This is a genomic window from Actinoplanes sp. HUAS TT8, from assembly GCF_051380535.1.
Taxonomy (GTDB): domain Bacteria; phylum Actinomycetota; class Actinomycetes; order Mycobacteriales; family Micromonosporaceae; genus Actinoplanes.
This window is the reverse complement of the sequence record NZ_CP195646.1, coordinates 9,816,252-9,838,169: the sequence shown is the minus strand read 5'-3', so window position 1 is coordinate 9,838,169 and position 21,918 is coordinate 9,816,252. Positions and strand designations below refer to the sequence as shown.

The 21,918-nt window shown below is 69.9% G+C and carries 23 protein-coding genes; 14 read left to right on the top strand and 9 right to left on the bottom strand.

Annotated features, from left to right (window positions below):
* Nucleotides 1-37 precede the first annotated feature (37 nt).
* From csrA to ACSHV8_RS43830, 5 genes are all read right to left on the bottom strand, one after another.
* Nucleotides 38-277: a carbon storage regulator CsrA gene (gene csrA / locus ACSHV8_RS43850; protein WP_436526037.1), complete on the bottom strand. Its 240-nt coding sequence runs from the start codon at nucleotides 275-277 to the stop codon at nucleotides 38-40.
* An 82-nt stretch (nucleotides 278-359) separates the two neighbouring features.
* Complete coding sequence (locus ACSHV8_RS43845) at nucleotides 360-797, bottom strand: flagellar assembly protein FliW (protein ID WP_436526035.1); 438 nt, start codon at nucleotides 795-797, stop codon at nucleotides 360-362.
* Nucleotides 798-799: 2 nt separating this feature from the next.
* Nucleotides 800-1,732 carry a flagellin gene (locus ACSHV8_RS43840; protein ID WP_436526033.1) on the bottom strand — a complete coding sequence of 311 codons (933 nt, stop codon included), beginning with the start codon at nucleotides 1,730-1,732 and terminating at the stop codon, nucleotides 800-802.
* 11 nt (nucleotides 1,733-1,743) lie between these two features.
* On the bottom strand, nucleotides 1,744-3,177 hold the full coding sequence (flgK, locus tag ACSHV8_RS43835) for a flagellar hook-associated protein FlgK (RefSeq protein ID WP_436526031.1): 1,434 nt from the start codon (nucleotides 3,175-3,177) through the stop codon (nucleotides 1,744-1,746).
* Nucleotides 3,177-3,662 (bottom strand): flagellar protein FlgN, encoded by a 486-nt coding sequence (locus tag ACSHV8_RS43830; protein ID WP_436526029.1) that lies wholly within the window; start codon nucleotides 3,660-3,662, stop codon nucleotides 3,177-3,179. The genes flgK and ACSHV8_RS43830 overlap by 1 nt, the downstream gene beginning before the upstream one ends.
* 245 nt (nucleotides 3,663-3,907) lie before the next feature.
* On the opposite strand from ACSHV8_RS43830, the gene ACSHV8_RS43825 reads away from it, so the two are divergent.
* The 11 genes from ACSHV8_RS43825 (at nucleotide 3,908) to ACSHV8_RS43775 (ending at nucleotide 13,406) form a co-directional block, all read left to right on the top strand.
* On the top strand, nucleotides 3,908-5,158 hold the full coding sequence (locus ACSHV8_RS43825) for a flagellin (protein WP_436526027.1): 1,251 nt from the start codon (nucleotides 3,908-3,910) through the stop codon (nucleotides 5,156-5,158).
* 148 nt (nucleotides 5,159-5,306) lie between these two features.
* Nucleotides 5,307-6,713, top strand: a complete 1,407-nt coding sequence (fliD, locus tag ACSHV8_RS43820; protein ID WP_436526025.1) for a flagellar filament capping protein FliD — start codon at nucleotides 5,307-5,309, stop codon at nucleotides 6,711-6,713.
* Between the two features lie 56 nt (nucleotides 6,714-6,769).
* Nucleotides 6,770-7,153 (top strand): flagellar export chaperone FliS, encoded by a 384-nt coding sequence (fliS, locus tag ACSHV8_RS43815; protein ID WP_436526022.1) that lies wholly within the window; start codon nucleotides 6,770-6,772, stop codon nucleotides 7,151-7,153.
* 8 nt (nucleotides 7,154-7,161) lie between these two features.
* A complete protein-coding gene (locus tag ACSHV8_RS43810; RefSeq protein WP_436526020.1) occupies nucleotides 7,162-7,482 on the top strand; it encodes a hypothetical protein in 321 nt (106 codons plus the stop codon).
* Between the two features lie 179 nt (nucleotides 7,483-7,661).
* Nucleotides 7,662-8,009: a flagellar basal body rod protein FlgB gene (locus ACSHV8_RS43805; protein WP_436526018.1), complete on the top strand. Its 348-nt coding sequence runs from the start codon at nucleotides 7,662-7,664 to the stop codon at nucleotides 8,007-8,009.
* A gap of 2 nt (nucleotides 8,010-8,011) precedes the next feature.
* On the top strand, nucleotides 8,012-8,404 hold the full coding sequence (locus ACSHV8_RS43800; RefSeq protein WP_436526016.1) for a flagellar basal body rod protein FlgC: 393 nt from the start codon (nucleotides 8,012-8,014) through the stop codon (nucleotides 8,402-8,404).
* Nucleotides 8,405-8,406: 2 nt separating this feature from the next.
* The gene (gene fliE, locus ACSHV8_RS43795; RefSeq protein WP_436526014.1) at nucleotides 8,407-8,766 is read left to right on the top strand and encodes a flagellar hook-basal body complex protein FliE; all 360 of its coding nucleotides are present in this window, start codon (nucleotides 8,407-8,409) and stop codon (nucleotides 8,764-8,766) included.
* Nucleotide 8,767: 1 nt separating this feature from the next.
* Entirely contained in the window at nucleotides 8,768-10,387 is a 1,620-nt protein-coding gene (fliF, locus tag ACSHV8_RS43790; protein ID WP_436526012.1) for a flagellar basal-body MS-ring/collar protein FliF, read from the top strand.
* Nucleotides 10,388-10,424: 37 nt separating this feature from the next.
* Nucleotides 10,425-11,450, top strand: coding sequence for a flagellar motor switch protein FliG (gene fliG / locus ACSHV8_RS43785; RefSeq protein WP_436526010.1), 1,026 nt, complete (start codon nucleotides 10,425-10,427; stop codon nucleotides 11,448-11,450).
* Entirely contained in the window at nucleotides 11,434-12,102 is a 669-nt protein-coding gene (locus ACSHV8_RS43780) for a FliH/SctL family protein (protein WP_436526008.1), read from the top strand. The genes fliG and ACSHV8_RS43780 overlap by 17 nt, the downstream gene beginning before the upstream one ends.
* A complete protein-coding gene (locus tag ACSHV8_RS43775) occupies nucleotides 12,099-13,406 on the top strand; it encodes a FliI/YscN family ATPase (protein WP_436526006.1) in 1,308 nt (435 codons plus the stop codon). The genes ACSHV8_RS43780 and ACSHV8_RS43775 overlap by 4 nt, the downstream gene beginning before the upstream one ends.
* A gap of 161 nt (nucleotides 13,407-13,567) precedes the next feature.
* On the opposite strand, the gene ACSHV8_RS43770 is transcribed toward ACSHV8_RS43775, so the two are convergent.
* On the bottom strand, nucleotides 13,568-13,735 hold the full coding sequence (locus ACSHV8_RS43770; RefSeq protein ID WP_436526004.1) for a hypothetical protein: 168 nt from the start codon (nucleotides 13,733-13,735) through the stop codon (nucleotides 13,568-13,570).
* A gap of 601 nt (nucleotides 13,736-14,336) precedes the next feature.
* Here ACSHV8_RS43770 and ACSHV8_RS43765 point away from each other — a divergent pair.
* Genes ACSHV8_RS43765 through ACSHV8_RS43755 form a run of 3 tightly spaced genes read left to right on the top strand, consistent with a single transcriptional unit; the run spans nucleotide 14,337 to nucleotide 17,936 of the window.
* A complete protein-coding gene (locus tag ACSHV8_RS43765; RefSeq protein WP_436526002.1) occupies nucleotides 14,337-14,804 on the top strand; it encodes a flagellar export protein FliJ in 468 nt (155 codons plus the stop codon).
* The gene (locus ACSHV8_RS43760; RefSeq protein ID WP_436526000.1) at nucleotides 14,801-15,787 is read left to right on the top strand and encodes a transglycosylase SLT domain-containing protein; all 987 of its coding nucleotides are present in this window, start codon (nucleotides 14,801-14,803) and stop codon (nucleotides 15,785-15,787) included. The genes ACSHV8_RS43765 and ACSHV8_RS43760 overlap by 4 nt, the downstream gene beginning before the upstream one ends.
* A gap of 43 nt (nucleotides 15,788-15,830) precedes the next feature.
* A complete protein-coding gene (locus ACSHV8_RS43755) occupies nucleotides 15,831-17,936 on the top strand; it encodes a flagellar hook-length control protein FliK (protein WP_436525998.1) in 2,106 nt (701 codons plus the stop codon).
* Nucleotides 17,937-18,038: 102 nt separating this feature from the next.
* On the opposite strand, the gene ACSHV8_RS43750 is transcribed toward ACSHV8_RS43755, so the two are convergent.
* Genes ACSHV8_RS43750 through flhA form a run of 3 tightly spaced genes read right to left on the bottom strand, consistent with a single transcriptional unit; the run spans nucleotide 18,039 to nucleotide 21,896 of the window.
* Nucleotides 18,039-18,242 carry a hypothetical protein gene (locus ACSHV8_RS43750; RefSeq protein ID WP_436525996.1) on the bottom strand — a complete coding sequence of 68 codons (204 nt, stop codon included), beginning with the start codon at nucleotides 18,240-18,242 and terminating at the stop codon, nucleotides 18,039-18,041.
* A 17-nt stretch (nucleotides 18,243-18,259) separates the two neighbouring features.
* Nucleotides 18,260-19,864, bottom strand: a complete 1,605-nt coding sequence (locus ACSHV8_RS43745) for a hypothetical protein (protein ID WP_436525994.1) — start codon at nucleotides 19,862-19,864, stop codon at nucleotides 18,260-18,262.
* A complete protein-coding gene (gene flhA / locus ACSHV8_RS43740; protein WP_436525992.1) occupies nucleotides 19,854-21,896 on the bottom strand; it encodes a flagellar biosynthesis protein FlhA in 2,043 nt (680 codons plus the stop codon). The genes ACSHV8_RS43745 and flhA overlap by 11 nt, the downstream gene beginning before the upstream one ends.
* Between the last annotated feature and the right edge of the window lie 22 nt (nucleotides 21,897-21,918).

Sequence of the window (21,918 nt, the reverse complement as noted above, 5' to 3'; positions counted from 1 at the left end):
CCGCGGGGTCAGCCGCCGGTGCAGGTGAGGTGCGCCCTCAATCCACGGCTTTGTCGTTCACCAACCGGGTCAGCGCGTCGACCGCCTCGTCGGTCGGCGACGCGGCGGCCCGGTTCGCCTCCTGCAGCTCCCGGTACACCTCCTCGCGGTGCACCTGCACGTCACGCGGGGCCTGAATGCCCAGCCGGATGACATCGCCACGGGCCTCCAGCACGGTGATGACGACCTCGTCGCCGATCATCACGCTCTCTCCGGCCCGCCTGGTCAGCACAAGCATCGACGTCCTCCTCCATCCATGGAACGGACAGCATGACAAAGGCGCGGCCGCGAGAGAACGCGGCCGCGCCTTTGAATGAGGTTCAGAACGTCCGGTTCATGATCGCCCGGACCGGGTAGCCGGAGCCGGTGAGGATCGTCTGCATGGCCCGCATGCTGTCCCGGTCGACCACGATCGGGGCGAGGAGGTTCGCGGTGGTCTCCTCCTTGCTCGCGGTGATGATCGTCAGCAGGAGGACCCGATCCGAGTCCTTGGTGTTCAGCGCCGCGAACACCGACTCGTCGATCTCCGGCGCGTACTCCGGGAAGAACGGCTCCGGCGGCGCCACCAGGAACCGCAGCTCCGGGTTGTCGAGCGAGGTCAGGGCGTAGAGCAGACCGTCGTCGTTCAGTCGCACCAGGACGAATTCCTTGTGCGCCGGGAACCCAGGCATGGGCACCGCCATCGAGATGGTCGGCAGACCCAGCGACGGATCGGTCATCGTGGCCTCGAGCGGTCGGGAGATGGTGCGAGTAGTCATGGTCACCTCAGGAAATCGATGAGCGAGGGCTGGATCACCTTGGCCGTGGCGGCCAGGGCGGCCTGATACGAGGTCTGCTGGAGCTGCAAATCCATGATCGCCTTGGGCAGGTCGACGTCCTCGATATCGGACAGCTGCGACGACACGGACATCAAGCGATCCTCAGCGGACTGCTTCATCTGTGTAACCCGATTGTATCGGGCGCCTACGTCCGAAAGAGTGGATTTCACGAGATCAGACGCTTTGTCGAGGTTCTGTAGTCCCGTGTCCATCGCGTCCGCATCACCGGACTTCATGGCGTCGATGATGTTGTCCAGGACGCGGAACATCTGGGTGGGGTTGTCGACCAGACCACCGTTACCGTCGTCGATCTGGTCGTCACCGAACACCTCGGGGCCACGGACGTCGACCCGCACCTTGGCGTTCGGGCCGATCGCCCGCAGCGTCTCGCCGGCCGACTCGCCGACGTAGCTGCCGCCGGTGTCGTAGGCGGTGGCATCCGGGGTCGACCCGCCGAAGACCGGCCGGTCCAGGTACTTCGAGTTGGCGAACTGGATCAGGTTGCCCTTGATCTGTTCGAGCTGGGCGGCCCGGGCCTTGTTCGCCTCCGGTGTGGCCTGCCCGCCGCTCTTGGCCTCCAGGGTCAGGTTGCGGGCCACGGTCAGCAGCTCCACCGAGGACTGCAGGTTGTCCTGCACCACGCCGAGCCGGCCGACCGCGTCGTCGGCGTTGTTCGAGTACTTCTTGTTCGCCCGTACCTCGCCGCGCAACTGCAACGCGGTGACCGTGCCGGTCGGCGAGTCCGAGGGCCGGTTCAGCTGCTTGCCGCTGGAGATCTGGTCCTGCGCCTGCTGGGTCCGGCTCAGGTTGCGCTGCAGGCTGGCCATGGTGCGGGTACGCACGCTGCTCTCGGTGACCCTGGGGCTGCTGCTCATGTCGGGCTCCCTTATCTACCGACCATGCCGGTTCGGTTGATCAGCTGGTCGAGCATCGAGTCGATCGTGGTGAGCACCCGGCTGGCCGCCTCGTATCCGCGCTGGTACGTGAGCAGATTCGTCATCTCCTCGTCGAGGTTCACCCCGGACTCCGCGTCCCGGGACGCGTCCACCTGATCGGTGACCGCGTTCTGCACGTCCCGGCGGCGGATCGAGGCCTGGGCCGAGACACCCAGCTCGCCGATCATCGACTGGTACTCGGCGTCGGCGTCGGTCTTGGAGTCGGCCAGGTCGGAGATCTGGTCGGCCACGTTGCCGTCCAGGATCTTCGGCACGCCGGTCGGGTCGCCGCTGGAGATCTGCAGCTTGCTCGGGTCGGTGACCGCCACCTTGATCTGCGCGGCGGTGACCCCGGTGGTCGCCCCGGTGTCGTTGCGGACGAAGAACGGCTCGCCGGTGGTGCCGTCGGTCGCGTACCCGGCCTTGTAGGCGGTGTTCACCGAGTCGGCCAGCTTCTGCGCGACCGTGTCCAGGCGCTTGGTGATGGTGTCCAGCGTGCCGCCCTTGGCCAGCAGCTCCATCGAGGCGCCCATGCTGCCCCCGGCGCCGACCGCGGCCTTGGTGTCGGCCCAGCGCAGGTTGACCTCGCTGGTGGCAAGGTCCTCCAGGCGGGTGGCGCCGCCCGGCTCGATCTCGATCGCCCGCGTCGAGAACCCGCTGACCAGCGGGGCGCTCCCGACGAAGACGTTGATCGCGCCGTTCGGCAACTCGGTGGCGCTGGCCCCGACCAGCTCGGACAGCTTGAGGATCTGCTGGCCCCGCTGGTCCTGCAGTTCGTTGGCCTGCAGGCCGGCCTGGGTGGCGATGACGATCTGGTTGTTCAGCTTGGCCACCGAGTCGGCCGCCTTGTTGACGTCCTCCACATAGGTGTCCAAGCCGGTCCGGGCCGACTTGTACTGGTTGTTCAGCGACGACGCGGCGTCGTTGAGCGTCGAGGCCACAGTGGTGGCCTGCTCCAGCACCGCCGACTTGCCGGCCAGCTGGTCCGGGTTGGTGGTGATCGCGTTCCAGCCGTCCCACATGTCGGCCATCCGGGCCTGCAGCGCGGTGTCGCTCGGCTCGGCGAACACGTCCTCGATCAGGTTGTACGACCCGGCCCGCGCGTTGTGGTACGCCGAGCTCGCGTGCTCGGTGTAACTGCGCTGGTCCAGGGCCGCGTTGCGGAGGCGGTCGACCGACGAGACGGTGACGCCGTTGCCGACCGCCGTGGTGGTGGCGTACACGCCGGGCACCAGGTTGGCGTTCTGCGATTGGAGCGTGACGCGCTGCCGGGTGTAGCCCTCGGTGTTCGCGTTCGCGATGTTCTGGCCGGTGACGTCCAAGCCGCGCCGCTGCGCGTACAGGGAGGTCAGTGCCGTGTTGAGTCCACTGAAAGTGCTGCCCATCAGATCGCCTCATCAACGAGGGTGGGGCGGCGGACGCCGCCGGTGACGGTCTGGCCCTGCGGCCCGTACGTTTCCACAGTCTCGGCGAACACGAGCATGGTTTCGCGAGCCGCGCGCTGACCCGCGGTGAGCAGGTCACGGTTGACGTCGGCCAGGGCCCGGATCTCCGACGTCAGCAGCAGGAACGCCTTGCGGTGCTGGTGCAACAGGTCCGACCAGGGATCCGGGGCGGCGTCGGCGAGCTCGCCCAGCGACGCCTCCGGGTTGAGTCCGAGCTCGGCGGCGACGTCCTGCGCGTACGCGGCCCGGATGACCTCGGTCTGGCGGATCTGGTCGAGCACCACCTCCACCTCCCGGGTGGCGTGGCTGAGCCAGCGCGACCGGTTGGCCGCGAGGAGCAGCTGCTCCTCCTCAAGCTTGAACAGCAGCATCTCCAGCAGCTCGCGAGAGCGCCACAGGACGCTGGCCAGGTCGGTCAGGCTCACCCTGGTCCTCCGTCGTTCGCTGGTCGGGCCGCACCCCTTTGGCAACCCGCTCATTCGGACAGGTCGGCATGTTCGCGGTGCCGCTGAGCGCTTTCTCCCGATCGGCATTTTTCCGGTACGACCGAAAAGCCCGAAGAATTCTCGGAGAATCCTCAGGGCCTCTCGACGGCCCGCCGAAGGGAAAGGCGCAACACACCGGCTCATGGATGGGCCGATCAAGACCCCAGTCAAGGAGGAATCACCCAATGGGTCTTCGTATCAACCAGAACATCGCCGCCCAGAACGCCTACCGGAACCTGTCGGTCACCGACGGTCAGATGCAGAAGTCACTGGAGAAGTTGTCCAGCGGCTTCCGGATCAACCGGGCGGCCGACGACGCGGCTGGTCTGTCGATCTCCGAGGGCCTGCGCGCGCAGACCGGTGGCCTCAAGGTCGCGGTCCGCAACGCTCAGGACGCGATCAGCGTCGTGCAGACCGCTGAAGGTGCGCTCAACGAGACCACGAGCATGCTGCAGCGTATGCGTGACCTCTCCGTCCAGGCCAACAACGCGTCGCTCGACGACGACGCCAAGAAGGCCGCGGCGGCCGAGTTCAACCAGCTGTCGTCCGAGATCGACCGGGTCAGCGACACGACCGCGTTCGGTAAGTCGAAGCTGCTCGACGGCACCTTCGGCATGGCCGCCACCGGCGCCGGCACGACGATCAACGGCACCGCCGGTGCCAACCCGGGTGACCCGGCCACGCCGACCATGCCGGCCGGCGGCAAGTCCACCGGCATGTCGATCACCAGCCTGGGCGGCAAGACCGTCGCGATCAACATCGCCGACGTCGACCTGACCGAGACCGACAAGAACGGCAACACGACCGCTCTCAGCCCGCACGCGGCGGCCGCGAAGGTCAACGACGCGATCTCCACCGCGCTCAAGGACGCCGGCTACGGCGACGTCACGCTGCAGCTCTCGGCCGACGTCGACAAGACCACGGGCGACATGAAGTTCACCGCGTCCGGCACCACCGGCTTCACCATCACCGCCGGTGACCTGGGCCTCAACGCCGTCTCCTCGACGGCGACCACCGGCGCGACGCCGGGCGCCTTCCAGATCGGCGCGAACTCGGGCGAGACCCTGAGCGTCGGCATCGGCGCCATCAACTCGAAGACTTTGGGCCTGAGCAACCTCGACCTGACCCGGGCGGCCACCACCACCGGTGGCAAGTCGGGCGCGGCCGAGGCGATGGATGCGCTCGACAGCGCGATCCAGTCGGTCTCGGACACCCGGGCCAAGCTCGGTGCCCACCAGAACCGCTTCGAGCACACCATCAACAACCTCAACGTGTCGGTGGAGAACCTGTCCGCGTCGGAGTCGCGTATCCGTGACACCGACATGGCGCAGGAGATGGTGTCCTTCACCCGCAACCAGATCCTCACCCAGGCCGGCACCTCGATGCTGTCGCAGGCGAACCAGTCCGCGCAGAACGTGCTGTCGCTGCTCCGCTGACCGCGGACCGCAACCGGATAACAACCGGTAGCGGCTGAATTCAATCTGGGAACGACCGAAGAGGTGGGGGTAGCCGGGAAATCAGCCGGCTGCCCCCGCTCCGCTCTCGCCCTGGGTACTCCGACCTCGGTAGGAAAGGCAGGCTCCTGTGACCGCCTCCGTTGACGGCCTTGTCAGTGGTCTCAACACCTCGTCCATGATCGCTTCGCTGATGCAGGTCGAGGCCGCCCCACAGACCAAGCTCAAGACCAAGGTCGAGACCGCTCAGAACGCGGTCGCGTCGTACCAGTCGGTCAACGCGAAGCTCAAGGCGACCAAGTCGGCGGCCGAGGACGTGGCCTCGCTCGGCTCGTGGCGTGCTCTCACGGCGACCTCCAGCTCGTCGACCGTCACCGCGACCGCCACCGGTGGCCTGACCGGCATGTCCGGCGGCGCGACGTTCGACGTCACGTCGGTGGCCCGCTCGCAGGCCACGGTCCTCACCGCCGACGACACCAGCGCCGAGGGCATCTACCCGGCCTCGATCACGATCCAGCCGGGCAGCTGGGCCAAGGACGCCAACGGCGACAACCAGTTCACCGCCGTCGGCAACCCGGTGACCATCACGGTCGACGAGCCGCGGACCGCGGCCAAGCTGACCACCGCGGTCAACGCCCAGTCGGCCACCCTCGGCATCCGCGCCACCGTGGTCAACACCTCGGGCACCGCCGGCGTCGTGCAGTTCACCAGCATGAAGAGCGGCGCCGCGAACGGCTTCGAGATCTCCGGCCTGGAGAACACCGGGTCCGGCGGCGCCAGCCCGACGACCACGGCCGGCCAGGACGCGGTGCTGACCATGAACCCGGGCACCGCCTCGGAGTACAAGGTCAACAGCACGACCAACACGTTCAGCGCGCTGATGCCGGGCGTGACGCTGACCGTGACCAAGGAAGAGAAGAACGTCACGGTCAACGCGGCCAGTGACACCAGCGCCATCGCCGGCAAGATGCAGGCCCTGGTCGACGCGGCCAACGCCTCGCTCGCCGAGATCAAGTCCCAGACCGCGTACGACCTCGACACCAAGAAGGGCTCCCCGCTCACCGGCGACTTCACCGTCCGCCAGATGAACGCGGCGCTGCTCAGCATGGTCAGCAACGGGCTGTCGTACGACAAGACGTCGAAGGACGCCAACGGTGTCGAGTCGACCTCGACCATCGACTTCGGCTCGCTGAACCAGCTGGGCATCTCTCTCACCAAGGAGGGGACGCTCTCGTTCGACGCGACGGAGTTCAACAAGGCGTACTCCGACAACCCCTCCAAGGTCCAGGAAGCGGGCATGGCGTTCGGCGCCAAGGTCCGCAAGCTGACCGACACGCAGACCAATGCGGTCACCGCCGTGATCACCGGGCGCAAGAGCGAGATCGACTCGCTCAACGACCAGATCGACAACTGGGACGTACGCCTGGCCGCGAAGAAGGAAGCGCTCCAGCGGCAGTACACCGCGCTGGAGACCTCGCTCGGCAAGCTGAAGGACCAGGGCTCCTGGCTCTCCGGACAGCTGGCCGGCCTGAGCTGACACTCCGTACGACTGACCGACGACCCGCCCGCCGCCGGCCCTGACCGAGGAGACCCATGACCGCGCCTCACCTTCGCGACCGCTACCTGCAGGACTCGATCAACACGGCTTCGCCCGCGAAGCTGCTGACGATGCTCTACGACCGGTTGATCCTGGATCTGACGCAGGGCGAGGACGCGCTGATCAGCGGTGATCTCGCGATGGCCAACGACAAGCTGAACCACGCCCAGGAGATCATCCTGGAGCTGCGGATCACGCTCGACGTGAACGCCTGGGAGGGTGCGCCCGGCCTGGCCAACCTGTACGGCTTCCTGCTCTCCGAGCTGATCGGGGCGAACATCGCCAAGAGCCCCGAGCGGGTGGCCGCTTGCCGCAAGCTGCTGGAACCCCTGCGCGACGCCTGGCGTGAAGCCGCCGTGGCCGCCGCCACACAGAGTTGAGCGAAGCCATGACCGAGGACTGGCGGGGCGCCTGGACAGCGGCGCTGGACGAGCTGGAGATGGACGTCGCGGCCGTCGAGGCGATGCTCGCCGACGAGCACCGCCACGCGGACACCCCGCCGGCCGACATCTGGAAGCCGCCGACCGACCTCGGCGCGCTCCCGCTGGAGCTCAAGCCGCGGGCCGACGAGATCCTCACCCGCCAGCTGGCCGCGGCCGAGGAGATCGCCCGGCGGCTGACCGCGAACCGGCAGCAGACCGCGGTGACCGCCCGGATCGAGACCGGCGAAGCGGTGAAACGACCGGTTTACCTGGATTGCGCTATGTAAGACCACGAACGTCCCGGATCCTCGCCTGAGGATCCGGGACGTTTTCGTGTGCAACCTCGCAGCAACCGTCTGACGCTCAGCGGAACGCCGGGCTCGCCGAACTGCATGGTACGAGCACGGATTGCTCACCGAACAGCCACGGAACGGCGACCAGAGGCGAATGATCAGGGAGCTGCGAAGTGTTCGACGATCTTTCCACGTCCGCACTGCGCGTCGCTGTCACCGGCCTGTCGGCCCGGCAGAACGCCATTGCCAACAACATCGCGAACGTCGAGACCCCGGGCTTCCGTGCCCGTAAGGTCAAGTTCGAGGAGGCTCTTTCGGGTGCCGTCGCTCGCGGTCAGTCGCCGCTGGGCATCACCCCGAGCGTCCAGGAGTCGCTGGAGCCCACCAGGCTCAACGGCAACAACGTCAACCTCGACGAGGAGACGCTGTCGCACATCGACACCACGATGCGCTACCAGCTCACCCTCCGGGCCATCGACAGCAAGTACGGCCTGCTGCGCGACGCCATCAAGGGAGCCTGAGGATGAGCATCTTCAACGCCATCGGGGTCGCGGGCACCGGAGTCACCGTGTACCGCAAGTGGCTCGACGCGGTCTCCGACAACATCGCGAACATGAACGACACCAGCCGTACGTCCGAGAACGCGTTCCAGGCTCGCTACGTTCAGGCCCGGGCCGCGCAGGACGGCAACGGCGCCGAGGTCGCCGGCGTTCAGCTCGGCAGCGCGCAGGGAATCCTGGCCTACGAACCGGACAACCCGCTCGCCGACGCACAGGGCTACGTCCGCCGGCCGGACATCGACATGGGCAGCCAGATGGCCCAGATGATGATGGCGCAGCGTTCCTACCAGGCCAACCTCTCGGTCGTGGACCGGGCGCGGGACGCCTACGCCGCCGCGATCAACCTCGGGAAGTAGTCATGACCGCGATCAACCCCATCGGCGCGATCTCCGGCTTCAGCGGGATCAACGGCATCTCGGGAACGTCCGGCACCTCCGGGCTGTCCAAGATCTCCGACTCGCTGGACTTCGACGAGGCCGCCAAGACGGCCAGCCCCAACACCGACTTCGCCCGGATGCTCTCCAAGGGATTGGAGAGCGTTCAGGCTTCCCAGGACAAGGCGAACGACCTCGCCGTCCAGGTCGCCAACGGGACGCTTCAGGACCCGGCCCAGTACACGATGGCCGCCAATGAGGCGTCCCTCGGGCTTCAGATGACTCTTGCCGTCCGTAACAAGGCCGTCGAAGCCTTCCAAGAGATCATGAGGATGCAGGCCTGACATGACTGACCGCCTTCCCGCACCGGTACGCCGCATAACGGACACCTTCAAGTCCTTCACGCCGGGACAGAAGGCTGTCACGATTTTCGCCGTTGTCGCCATCGTCGTCGGTGGGTACTTCTTCGCGACGTGGGCGGCGAAACCGTCGTACGCGATCCTCTTCAATAATCTGTCGACGAAGGACGCCAGTGCCATCGTCGAGTCGCTCCAGAAGTCCAACACTTCGTATGAGCTGGCCAACGACGGTCAGACCATCATGGTGCCGCGCGACCAGGTGAACACTCTGCGACTGTCGCTCTCCGGCCAGGGCCTGCCCAACGACGAGGGCACCGGCTACTCGCTGCTCGACCAGCAGGGCATCACCACCAGCGACTTCATGCAGCACGCCAACTACCAGCGGGCGCTGGAGGGTGAGCTGGCCAAGACCATCAAGTCGATCGACGGCGTCGAGGCGGCCACCGTGCACCTGGTGCTGCCGCAGAAGGACGTGTTCGCCGACAACGCCGCCAAACCGACCGCGTCGGTGCTCGTCGCCTCCAAGGCGACCAGCCCGCTCAGCGGCGACCAGGTGCAGGCCATCGTGCACCTGGTCGCATCGAGCGTCGAAGGCCTCGACCCGACCCAGGTCACCGTGGCCGGCGCCGACGGCAAGATCCTCTCGACCGGCGGCGGCGAAGCGGTCGCGACCGGCGGCGACAGCGGCTCCGAGGCGCAGACCGTCGAATTCCAGAACCGGATGAACGCGTCGCTGCAGAGCATGCTCGACCGGCTCGTCGGACCCGGTCACTCGGTGGTCACCACCACCGCCGACCTGGACTTCGACTCGACCGAGACGCGCAGCAAGACGTACAGCTCGGATCCCTCCCTGCCGTCGCTCTCCGAGACGTCCAGCTCCGAGACGTACAGCGGCAGCGGCGTCGGGAACGGCGGCGTGCTCGGCCCGGACAACATCCAGGTGCCCAACGGCGCCGGCTCGAACGGGCAGTACGCCAACAAGAACGACGCCCGGCAGAACGCCCTCAACGAGGTGCAGGAGGTCCGCCGCAAGGCGCCCGGCAGCATCCGCCGGCTCAACGTGGCCGTCCTGCTGGACAGCACCACCGCCGCCTCGGTCGACCCGACCCAGGTGCAGCAGCTGGTCAGCTCGGCCGCCGGCATCGACTCCACCCGCGGCGACACCATCGCGGTCAGCGCCATGCCGTTCGACACCTCGGCCCAGCAGGCGGCCAAGAACGAACTGGCCGCCGCGGCCGCCGCCGACAAGCAGAACAAGCAACTCACCCTGATCAAGACCGGCGCGCTCGCGTTCGTCGTACTGGCGCTGATCTTCCTGGCCTGGCGGGCCAGCCAGCGGGCCAAGCGCCGCCAGCAGCTCACCGCCGAGGAAAAGGCGCACCTGGAGGAGATGCAGGCCGCACTGGACGCGCAACGCCAGGCCGAACTGGAGGCGACCCAGGCCATGCACGCGGCGGCGATGATCGAGGGAGGGATAGCGGTGGAGGAGCGCGACGAGTCTCGCGAGGAACGGCACCGCGAGATCGAAGAGATGGTCAAGGAGAAGCCGGACGAGATGGCCACCCTGCTGCGCGGCTGGATGTCCGCCGACGCGACGCACCACTGACCCCCGCACGCACGAAAGACGGTTCGAGGAGTAGGCGTTGTCAACACCCGCGCTCACCACGCTCTCCATGACGGGCGTCCGCAAGGCCGCGATCATGCTGATCCAGTTCGGCCGGGACCAATCCGCGCAGGTGCTGGCGAACATGTCGGAGAAGGAGGTCGAGCTGCTCTCCGCGGAGGTCGCGCGGCTGGGCAAGCTCGACCCCGTCCAGGTCGACGACGTGATGGACGAGTTCTACGCCATGGCGACCACCCGGTTCGCCGGGTCGGGCGGCATGGACTACGCCCGTGAGCTGCTGGAGGCGTCGCTCGGCAAGGAACGGGCGGCAATGATCCTGGACCGGCTCGAAGCGTCGATGAACGACATCCCGTTCAACTTCCTCAGCAACGCCGACCCCCGGCAACTCCTCTCGTACGTGCAGTACGAGCATCCGCAGACCATCGCGCTGGTCCTCGCGCACATCCCGGCCGGCCTGGCCTCGTCGATCCTGGCCGGCCTGCCGCTGGAAGTGCAGACCGAGGTCGCGCACCGCATCGCGATCATGGACCGCACCTCGCCCGACATCATCCGGCAGGTGGAGAGCGCGCTGCAGCGCAAGCTGTCCAGCGTCCTGCAGCCGGACGAGCTCTCCACCGTCGGCGGCCTGCAACCACTGGTCGACATCATCAACCGGGCCGACCGTACGACCGAACGCCTCATCCTGGAAGCCCTGGACGCCCGCAGCCCGGAGCTGGCCGAGGAGATCCGCCGGCGGATGTTCATGTTCGAGGACATCATCAACCTGGAGGACCGGGCGGTACAGCTCATCCTGCGCCAGGTCGAGCCGGCCGACCTGGCCACCGCGCTCAAAGGCGTGCCCGAAGGCGTGCGCGACAAGGTCACCAAGAACCTGTCCGAACGCGGCCGGGAGAACCTGCTCGAAGAGATGGACCTGCTCGGCCCGGTCAAGGTCAAGATGGTCGAGGAATCCCAGGCCAAGATCGTCGGCGTCATCCGTACCCTCGAAGACTCCGGTCAGATCGAGATCCAGCGTGGCGGCGAGGCCGATGAGCTCATCGCATGACAGCCCGGTCCTGCGCGGGGTGACCGCCCAGAACGTGGCCACCGCCCGGTTCTCCACCGACCTGCGACCGCCCGAACCGAACGACCCGAAAGTCCTCGAAGAGGAACGGATGGCCGCCCGGACCACCGGATACGCCGAAGGCTGGTCCCAGGGCAAACGCGACGCCGTGGCCGCCGCCGAAGAGGCCGCGGCCCGCGCCCAGGCCGCCGAAGAACACCACGAGCAGCGCCGGTCGGCCGCCCTGGCCCACGCCGTCAACGCGCTCGGCCGGGCCGTCACCGAGCTGGAGAACCAGCTCATGCCCACCTTCACCGAGCTGCAAGAACTCGTCCTGTCCAGCGCGTTCGAACTGGCCGAGGCGATCGTCGCCGGCAACCTGCGCGACGATCCGGAACGCGGGCAGGACGCGCTGCGCCGGGCCATGACCGCCGCCCCCGAACACGGCAACGTGGTGGTCCGGCTGCACCCCGACGACTACGCCAACCTGGTCGGTGACGCCGACGGCGAATTCGACTACCAGGGCCGCCAGATCAACCTGCGCCCCGACCCGAGCCTGCGCGGCGGCGACGCGATCGCCGAAACCGGCACCGCCACCGTCGACGCGACCATCGAGGCGGCCATCATCCGGGCCCGGGAGGCCCTGCGGATATGACCGACGTCTTCCAGCACCGCATGCAGGCCGCCGTCAGCGCCGCCCGGCCCACCGTCTCCGGCCGGGTCACCGGCGCGGTCGGCCTGCGGGTCACGGTCAGCGGCCTGGAAGCCCGGGTCGGCGAACTCCTGCAGATCGGCACCGGGCCGAGCGCGGTCCTCGCCGAAGTCGCCGCGCTCGACGGCCAGCAGCTCAACTGCCTACCCCTCGGCCCGATCGCCGGGATCGGCACCGGCACCCCGGCCATGAGCACCGGCGGGCCCCTACGCATCTCGGTCGGCCCCGACCTGCGCGGACGCATCCTCGACGGCCTCGGCCGCCCGATGGACGGCGGCCCCCCGCTGCGCGGCCAACTGGTCGGGATCGAACAGGCACCGCCCTCCGCGATGGAACGCCAACTCGTCGATCGGCCGATGTCGCTCGGCGTACGGGTCCTCGACACGCTCGTCCCCTGCGGCCGCGGCCAGCGCATCGGCATCTTCGCCGGCTCCGGCGTCGGCAAATCCACCCTGATGAGCATGATCACCCGAGGCACGTCGGCCGAACTGAACGTCGTCGCCCTGGTCGGCGAGCGCGGACGCGAAGTCCGCGAGTTCATCGAACACGACCTCGGCGAAGAAGGCCTGGCCCGCTCGGTCGTCGTGATCGCCACCTCCGACACACCCCCGCTCGTCCGGCTCCGGGCCGGCTCGGTCGCCACCCGCATCGCCGAGTACTACCGCGACGAAGGCGCCGACGTCCTGCTCATGATGGACAGCGTCACCCGCGCGGCGATGGCCCAGCGCGAAGTCGGCCTCTCGGTCGGCGAACCCCCGGCCACCCGCGGCTACCCCCCATCGGTCTTCGCGATGCTCGCCTCACTGCTGGAACGCGCCGGGCCCGGCGCCCGCGGCAGCATCACCGGCCTCTACACGGTCCTGGTCGAAGGCGACGACCACAACGAACCCATCGCCGACGCGGCCCGCTCGATCCTCGACGGGCACATCGTCCTCGACCGCAAACTCGCCACCGCTGGACACTTCCCCAGCATCCAGGCGCTCGACTCGATCTCCCGGGTCGCCAACAAGATCACCTCGCGGGAGCAGCGGGCCGACGCGACCGAACTCCGGCGCCTGATGGCCGCTCACCGCGAAGTCCGGGAACTCGTCGAGATCGGCGCCTACGTGCCCGGGACCAACCCGGAAGCCGACCGGGCCAACGCGGCCTGGCCCCAGATCAGCGCTTTCCTGCGCCAAGACCTGGACGAGCGGGTCACCGCCGACGACGCCTGGGCCGCGTTGCGCGCACTGCTCGCGACCACCTGAAACCACCCCGACGGCGGCGGCTTGCGGGTGGTTCCGCTTCAAGATTTCGCCGTACGGCGATAGCAGGTCTCGCAGCGTGTTGCGGGTTTTCCACACCAGCGGGTTGTCCACAGGCCCCCAACACGATCACCCCCAACCCGACGACAATGCTCAACGGGGGCTTACCCCAGGTTGGGGTGGGCCTGCTCCCAGCAGTCGATCATGGTCACGGTGTTGATCATGGCTGCGGTGTTGATCATGGGGCGGGCGGCCCAGCTGGTCGTGAGGGCTGCTTCCGAGCCCCCGAAGCAGCCCTGAGCACCAGCCGACGACCGCGAGCTGGCACTCACGGCTGAATCCGGACCCGCGAACAGCCCTCAGCACCAGCCGACAGCCGCAAGCTGGCACTCACGGCTGAATCCGAGCCCCGCACACAACCCCCAGCACCAGCCGACGACCGCGAGCTGGCACTCACGGCTGGATCCGGACGCCGCGAACAGCCCTCAGCACCAGCCGACAGCCGCGAGCTGGCACCCAGGGCTGGGCGCGCGGCGCTGGACGGGCACGGCTGGGCGGGCACGGCTGGGCTGGGCGGGCAGGGTGCCGGGCCGGGCGGGCGACGGCCGGGCGCGCCGGTGCGGAACGGCTGGGCGGGCACGGCTGGGCTGGGCGGGCAGGGTGCCGGGCCGGGCGGGCGACGGCCGGGCGCGCCGGTGCGGAGCGGAAGTCGTGCCGGGCGGCGGGGCGTGTTGGGGGCGGGGAGGTTGTGGTGGGGGCTTTGTGGGCGTACGGGAAGGAAGTGGGGGAAACGGTGTGTCGCGGGGGCGGGCGGGAGCACGGCGGACGTCGCGAGGGGTTCAGTTGTTGCGGGTTGGGTGCAGGGGCTCAGTCGATCTGGCCGGAGGCCGAAGCGGGAATGTGAGGGCCTGTCGGCCCCGCTAGGAGGCCAACGTGAACCGCATCTTCCGACTCACTCCGGTACTGCGTGCACGCAAGGCGCAGGAGGACGCCGCCCGTGGCGAGCTGGTCCAGTCGCGTCAGGAGATCCGGGAGGCGCAGGCTCTGGTGAAGCGCCGGCAGCTGGATCTGGTCGGCCAGGACGCGCCGAGTGAGGGTTCGGCTCGGGCGATGGTGGCCGCCCTGGTGGCCCGGCAGTCGCTGGCGGCCGGGGTGTTCGGGGCGCAGCGGATGGTCACCGACGCCGAGGAGGCCGAGCGGGGCAAAATGGCCGCCCTGACCGATGCCGCGAAGCGCCGGCGTGCCGTGGAGATGTTGTCGGAGCGGCACGCCGCCATGGTCAAGGCCAACGATCTGCGTACCGACCAGGCCAACCTCGACGAGTTGGCGGTCACCTCGAAGGCACGGAACGCGGCCCGGGGCGTGGCGGCGCCCTCGGACGAGAACGGGAGCGACGCATGAGCCTCGGTGTCAGCGGTGTGATGTCCCGGATCTCCGAGCTGCAGGAGCAGCTCGGTCTGACCCCGCCGCCGGCCGCGCTGGGTACGGACGCGTCGGGTGACAAGTTCGCGTCGGCGCTGGCCAAGGCGACCGGTACGGGGCAGGCCCTGGGGTCGGCGGCCGGCCCGAGTGGGGACGAGGTGGTCGCCGCCGCCCGGAAGTACCTGGGTACGCCGTACGTCTTCGGTGGCACCGACCCGTCCAAGGGTTTGGACTGTTCCGGTCTGGTCCAGCAGGTGTACGAGGATCTGGGCGTCAAGCTGCCGCGCAACTCGTGGCAGCAGGCGACCGCGGGCCGCCCGGTGGCCAGTCTCGGCGACGCCAAGCCGGGTGACGTGCTGGCGTTCGGTTCGCCGGTGCATCACGTGGCGATCTACATCGGCGACAACAAGATGATCGCCGCGCCGAAGCCGGGTGACCACGTGAAGGTCGAGTCGGTCTACGAGAAGCCGAGCACCATCCGGCGGATCATCGACAACGTGCCGGCCGCGGCTGTGCAGGACATGTCGGCGCTGCGACCGGCCGGGCTGCGCGGGTCGGTGGCCGGGGGCGGGCTGGCCGGGGTGCCGTACGCGGATCTGTTCCTCAAGGCCGGCGCCAAGTACAACGTCGACCCGAAGCTGCTGGCCGCGGTCGCGAAGGTGGAGTCGGGCTACGACCCGCGGGCGGTCAGCCCGGCCGGTGCGCGCGGTTTGATGCAGCTCATGCCCGGTACGGCGAGGGGGCTCGGCGTCGACGACCCGTTCAACCCGGAGCAGGCCGTGGATGGCGCCGCGAAGATGTTGAAGGGCCTGCTGAAGGAGTTCAGGTCGGTGCCGCTGGCGTTGGCCGCGTACAACGCGGGCGGCGGGGCCGTGCACAAGTACGGCGGTATTCCGCCGTTCAGCGAGACGCAGGCGTACGTGCCGAAGGTGCAGAAGGCCCTGGCCGCGCTCGGCGGCTGAGGTTCTCGTCAATCCGTTTCGAGTGGTGAGGAGTGGCATGATCATGCCGAGTTCCGTGACGGGACCGGAGCACCGGCCCGCTACCGAGACCGGCCGTCGCCAGGCCGCGCGGCGCGAGGACGGGGCGGACTTCGGTTCGGCGCTCTCCGCCGAGCTGGACCGCGACGAGCAGGACGAGGTGGCCGAGCAGGCCGCCGACCTGCGGGCGGCGAACCGGACGGCCGACCGCCGGGCGGCCGAGAGCCGAGCCGCGGGCCGGGCCGCCGATCGTGCGGCCACCGAGCGCGCTCTCGCGAACCGGGCCGGCGTGGAACGGGCCGCCCTGAACCGGGCCGCGCCTCTGGACCGGCCGGGTCTGGAGCGCGCCGACAGCAACCGGGCCGCGGACGAGCGGGCCGCGAGCCGTGACGCCGACCGAAATGCGGCTGATCGTGCGGCCACCAAGGCCACCACCGAACGGGCCGACGCACGTCGCACGGCCGACCGCGCCGCCGCGGACCGTGCCGCCACCGAACGGGCCTCTTCGGATCGGGCCGCCTCGGATCGGGCTGCCTCGGATCGCGCTGCCTCGGAACAGGCCGCGGCGGATCGTGCCGCCGACCGCGCCGCCGCGGCCCGGGCCGACGCCGCGAGCCGAGCCGACGCGACCAGCCGCGCCGACTCGGCCGCCCGCGCGGCCGATGACCAGGCGGCCCGGGCGGCGGGCGACCGCGCGGCCCGAGCGGCCGACGATCGCGCCGCGCGAGCCGCCGATGACCGGGCCGCGCGAGCCGCCGATGACCGGGCCGGCGACGACCGTTCCCCGCAGCCGGCCGACAAGGACGACTCCACCGGCGCGGTCACCAACGACAAGCCGGCCGAGACCCGCGGCAAGGACCGCCCGGAGCAGGACCCGAAGACCAAGGCCACCGGCGAGACCGCGACCGCCGGGACCGGCCAAGCCGCCGGCACCGAGCAGGCCGCCGCCACCGTCGCCGCCATGACCGCCCAGCCGTTGATCGGCCCGGCCGCACCGGTCGCGGGCCAGGAGACCGCGCCCACGGCCAAGGTCAGCGGAACGGCCGCCGTCGCCACCACCGACGCGAAGGCCGCCCCGGCTGCCGCCACCACACCCCAGCCGGCCGCCGGCGCGACCGGTTTCGCCCAGGCCACCGGTCCGGCCCAGCCCAACCCGGCCGCCGCCACCGCGAACCCGGCGACCGCCGGCCCCGTCGTGCCGGGCACACCGGCCGGCCCGCCCGGAGCACCGGGAGCCCTTCAGCCCGGCGTCGTCACCGCCGCTCAGACCGGTACGCCCCAGCCCGCGACCGCCGCGATCGCCGGGACTCCGGCCCGCCCGGCCTGGGCCTCCACCGCCCGCGCGACCGCCGAGTCCACCACCACCGAGAAGGGCCGCGACACCGCCGTACCCACCGACGCCACCGCGGCGGCGGTCCCCGGGGCGGACGTTCCGCTTCCGGGCGCCGACGCCGGCCGGACCGGTGACGGTTCGCCCGGCGGGTCGGGGCAGCAGCCGGGGGCGGAGACCGCCCGTACGGCGGAAAAAATGCCCGAAGCCGCAGCCGCGCCGCCCACCGCGCCCACCGCGATGCCGGCGGCGCAGCCCGTCGCCGACACCGGACTCCCGCCGGGCGCCCCGCTGCCCGGAGTGGCCGCCCCGCAGGCCGCGGCCCCGGCCGCACCGGCGACTCCGGTGGCCGCGAACAGCACTCCGGTTCCGACCGGACCGCCGGCCGAGCAGATCGCCATGCGGATCGCCCCGCTGCGGCTGGACGCCGACGGCGTGCACCGGCTCACCGTGCAGCTGCACCCGGTCGACCTCGGTCCGGTCCAGGTGGTCGCCGAGATCCGCAACGGTGACATCACCGTCCAGCTGACCGGTGGCACCGACGCGGGCACCGACGCGCTCCGCCAGGGGCTCGACGATCTGCGGCGTGAGCTGCAGGAATCCGGGTTCGGGAACTGTTCGCTGGACCTGCGTCAGGGTTCGCCGCAGCAGGATCAGGCGCGGCAGCAGTTCGAGGCGGCCGGTGGCGGGTCCGGGCGGCGCGGCGGCGAGGGCGGTGGCCGCGAGTCCGAGCTCCCGAACGAGCCGGCCCCGGTGACGACCCGGCGGGTCAGCCCCGGCCGATTCGACACCCACGCCTGAGGCAGCCACGCCTGAGATACGAGTCGGCGCCGGTCCTGTTCAGGGCCGGCGCCGCAACACTGATAGCTCTTCCCCAAGGCACCAGTGCTTCTCGTAACCCGCTTACTCTTCCAACGGTCTGGGATCGACCGGCGTCGCCGGTGTCTCCTCGGTGATGCCATATCCCGAGGTCACGAACCGGAAAGCGGCCAGCAGAATCGCCGCGATCGGCACCGCGATCAGGAACCGGATCAATACCTGGGTGAATTCGAGCTGGTCGAACATCAGCCGGTACCACGCCGGCAGGCTGATCAGCAGCGCGAACACCAGGACCGACGGTCGGATCATCGCCGGCTGGTACGCGTGGCCCGGCGCGGCGAGGCGGCGGCCGGCATCACCTCGGCGGCGATCCGGGCGCACAGCATCGCGGCCCAGGCGTGCGGTGTGGCCGGTTTACCGTCCAGCGAGAAGATCGGCACGTCCAGTCCGAGCACCGAGGCCGGGTCCGACGTGAGTTCCACGCTGTGCACCACGAGCGCCTCCACCTCACCGAGATTGCGCAGGTGACGGGCGGTGTCCGCGGTCTTGCGGGTGGCGTCGACGACGGCCCAGAGCGCGGTGGCGCCGAGCGCGTCACACATCTCGTTGACCCAGAACTCGTCGGTGCCGCCGACCGGTGCGTCGATCACCACGATCCACGGATGGTCCGAGGTCTGCAGCTTGTCGGCGCGTGACTCGGCCGCCCCCGGGCTGGAGATCAGCCGGGACGAGTGCAGCCCGGTCCCGGCCGTGGACGGCGCCGCCAGCAGCAGGTGGGTCTGGTCCACGTGGATCTGTTCGAGCAGCTGTTTGGCGATGGGCACGGCCGTGTGCACCTCGCCGGCGATGACCAGGATCTCGCCGGGCCCGTCCGGGATGCCGGGGGCGGCCGGGCGGGAGGCGAGCACGCTGAGCACTCCGGCGTACGTGTCCCCGCCGGTGATCTGCCGAGCCATCTCCTCGGGCATGCCCACGGTCATCAGGTTGCGCTGCACCGGGTCGAGGTCGCTGCCGGCCTTGGCCCGGACCGTCGCCGGTTTGGGCGGTGGTGCCGGTGGCGCGGCGGCCGGGGCGGGCGAGACCGGGGCCGCGTCGTCGGGCAGGCCGTAGACCTCGGCGGCGGACCGGACCGGGGTCGACGGCATGGTCTGGAACGCGGCCCGTGGTGGTGCGGCGCTCGGCTCGGCGGTCCGGATCGGGGCCGGCGCCGGGCTCTGCTGCACGGCCCGGCGGGTGTGCGGCGCGACCTCCTCGGGCACGAGCGAGACCGGGGCCGGCGACACCGGCCGGGGTGCCGCCGGGGCCGGTGAGACCGGGACCGGTGGTGGCGCCGCTCTCCCGGGGCGTCCGGGCAGGGCGGCCGGCAGGCTGGGCCGGGCACCCCCGTTGACCGGTGACTCGGTCGCGATGGCCGGGGTGAACGGGCGTACCGCCGGGTCGGCCGGCTGCCGTATCCGGTTGCCGGGCCGGGTCGCCTCGCCCAGATGACTGGCCACGTCCAGGCCGGCCATCAGCTCGGCGAACGCCGCCCCGGTGTCCCCGATGCCGGCGTCCCGGCTGCCCAGCCGGTCACCCAGTCCGGGTGCCGGGCCCAGTTTCGGGGCCGATGGTCGTCCGGGAGGCTGCGCGACTGCCGCGTCAGCGTTGAACCGATCCCGGGACTCGGCCTGTTCGAGCAGCCGTTCCAGTGGGTTCGTGCCGTTCTCGGCAACGGTCTGTTGCGCCACCTTGTCCTCACTGTCCTCGTGTGCGTCCGGTACCTCGACGGAGAGCTCGTAGTGCTGCTTCGCGAAGAAGCCTCCGATGCCACCGCTTCGTACCTTGTCGGCGGAGATGATCCGGACGCGCGAGCCGTACTCGTCACGTACCTGAGCCAGTAACGGCTCGATGGCCGGTCCCTCAAGCAGCACCCGCGTAGGCACCGTTCACCACCCCTATCGTCTCGATCTGTGCGGTGGAACCAGAGATCTCGCTGTACGACAGCACCTGCACCCGGCGTGAACCGGCTCGCAGAAGTCGCATCAGCGGCAACCGCAGTTGTGGGGAGCAGGCCAGGACCGGGTTCAGGCCCTGCTGCTCGGCGGCCTCGGCGAGCCGGCCGGCCTCACTGACGATCGCCTCGGCACGCATGCCGTCGATCGCCATGAAGGCGCCGGTCTCACTGGGCCGGAGTGACTCGAGCAGGCTCTGCTCGAGCATCGGGTCGAGCGTGATCACGGTGAGCCGGCCCGCGGTCGCGTACTGGGCGGCGATGGCCGGGCCGAGCGCGGCCCGGGCGGCCTCGACCAGGCCGTCGTGATCGGTGGAGAGTTTGGCCCGCAGCGACAGCGACTCGAAGATCCGGACCAGGTCGCGGATCGGCACGCCCTCGTCGAGCATCGACTGCAGCACCTTCTGGATCTGGCCGAGGCTGAGCAGCCCCGGGGTCAGTTCCTCGACCACCACCGGGTGGGTGCGCTTGACCATGTCGGTCAGGGCGCGCACGTCCTCCCGGCCGAGCAGCCGGCTGGCGTTGTTGCGGACCACCTCGGCCAGGTGCGTGATGATCACCGAGGCCCGGTCGACGACCGTCGCCCCGGAGAGTTCGGCCTGGTAGTGCAGTTCGGCCGGGACCCACTTGCCGGCCAGCCCGAAGACCGGTTCGACGCCGGCCCGTCCGGGCAGCGCCTGCAGGCCCTCGCCGATGGCCAGGACCGTGCCGGGCGGTGCCTGGCCGCTGCCGGCGTCGGTGCCGGAGATCCGGATCGCGTACGACGACAGCGGTAGGTCCAGGTCGTCCCGGGTCCGCACCGGCGGCATGATCACCCCGAGTTCCAGGGCCATCTTGCGGCGCAGCGCGCGCACCCGGTCGAGCAGGTCGCCGCCGCTGGCCTCGACCAGGTCGACCAGGTCGGGGGCGAGGGCCAGCTCCAGCGGGTCGATCCGCATCTCGCCGAGCAGCGACTCGGGCGAGTCGGCGGCCGGCATCTCGACCGCCTCGGCGATCGGCATCGTCTCCTCCGGCAGCTTCTCCTTGACCCGCTGGGCGATCGCCAGCACGGTCACGCCGACCAGCAGGAACGGCACCTTGGGCAGGCCCGGGATGACGCACAGGGCCAGGGCCGCGGCCCCGCCGATGCGCAGCGCCAGCCGGTTCTGGCTGAGCTGGGCGGTGACGCTCGAACCCATGTCGCCCGAGGTGGCCGAGCGGGTCACGATCAGACCGGTGGCCACCGAGAGCAGCAGCGCCGGCACCTGGGAGACCAGGCCGTCGCCGATGCTCAGCATGCTGTACTGGTTCATCGCGTCGGCCGGCGCCAGCCCGTGCTGGAGGATGCCGACCGCGAAGCCGCCGATCAGGTTGATGAGCGTGATGATGATGGCGGCGATGGCGTCGCCCTTGACGAACTTGGAACCACCGTCCATCGCGCCGTAGAACTCGGCCTCGGCGGCCACCTCGGCCCGGCGCTTCTTGGCCCCGGACTCGTCGATCAGGCCGGCGTTCAGGTCGGCGTCGATCGCCATCTGCTTACCGGGCATCGCGTCGAGGGTGAACCGGGCGCCGACCTCGGCGACCCGCTCGGCCCCCTTGGTCACCACGATCAGCTGGACGATCACCAGGATCGAGAAGATGACCAGGCCGATGACCAGGTTGCCACCGACGACGAAACTGCCGAACGCGTGGATCACCTTGCCGGCGTCGCCGTCGCGCAGCACCAGGCGGGTCGCGCTGATGTTGAGCGCCAGCCGGAACAGCGTCATCACCAGCAGCAGCGCCGGGAAGACCGCGAAGTCGAGCGGCTTCTCGACGAACATGCTGATCAGGAGCACCAGCAGGGCGACCGTGATGTTGAGGGCGATGAACAGGTCGAGCAGGAAGGTCGGCAACGGGACGACCATCATGATGATGATGCCGATGACGCCGATGGGTACGGCGAGCTTGCTGAGGTTCCGGTTTTTCACGACACCTCCGCTCGGCGTTCCG

Excerpts from the sequence above, each read along its gene's own strand:
- csrA (WP_436526037.1), bottom strand. The coding sequence starts at position 277 with ATGCTTGTGCTGACCAGGCGGGCCGGAGAGAGCGTGATGATCGGCGAC.
- ACSHV8_RS43845 (WP_436526035.1), bottom strand. The coding sequence starts at position 797 with ATGACTACTCGCACCATCTCCCGACCGCTCGAGGCCACGATGACCGAT.
- ACSHV8_RS43840 (WP_436526033.1), bottom strand. The coding sequence starts at position 1,732 with ATGAGCAGCAGCCCCAGGGTCACCGAGAGCAGCGTGCGTACCCGCACC.
- flgK (WP_436526031.1), bottom strand. The coding sequence starts at position 3,177 with ATGGGCAGCACTTTCAGTGGACTCAACACGGCACTGACCTCCCTGTAC.
- ACSHV8_RS43825 (WP_436526027.1), top strand. The coding sequence starts at position 3,908 with ATGGGTCTTCGTATCAACCAGAACATCGCCGCCCAGAACGCCTACCGG.
- fliS (WP_436526022.1), top strand. The coding sequence starts at position 6,770 with ATGACCGCGCCTCACCTTCGCGACCGCTACCTGCAGGACTCGATCAAC.
- ACSHV8_RS43810 (WP_436526020.1), top strand. The coding sequence starts at position 7,162 with ATGACCGAGGACTGGCGGGGCGCCTGGACAGCGGCGCTGGACGAGCTG.
- ACSHV8_RS43800 (WP_436526016.1), top strand. The coding sequence starts at position 8,012 with ATGAGCATCTTCAACGCCATCGGGGTCGCGGGCACCGGAGTCACCGTG.
- fliE (WP_436526014.1), top strand. The coding sequence starts at position 8,407 with ATGACCGCGATCAACCCCATCGGCGCGATCTCCGGCTTCAGCGGGATC.
- fliF (WP_436526012.1), top strand. The coding sequence starts at position 8,768 with ATGACTGACCGCCTTCCCGCACCGGTACGCCGCATAACGGACACCTTC.
- ACSHV8_RS43780 (WP_436526008.1), top strand. The coding sequence starts at position 11,434 with ATGAGCTCATCGCATGACAGCCCGGTCCTGCGCGGGGTGACCGCCCAG.
- ACSHV8_RS43775 (WP_436526006.1), top strand. The coding sequence starts at position 12,099 with ATGACCGACGTCTTCCAGCACCGCATGCAGGCCGCCGTCAGCGCCGCC.
- ACSHV8_RS43760 (WP_436526000.1), top strand. The coding sequence starts at position 14,801 with ATGAGCCTCGGTGTCAGCGGTGTGATGTCCCGGATCTCCGAGCTGCAG.
- ACSHV8_RS43755 (WP_436525998.1), top strand. The coding sequence starts at position 15,831 with ATGCCGAGTTCCGTGACGGGACCGGAGCACCGGCCCGCTACCGAGACC.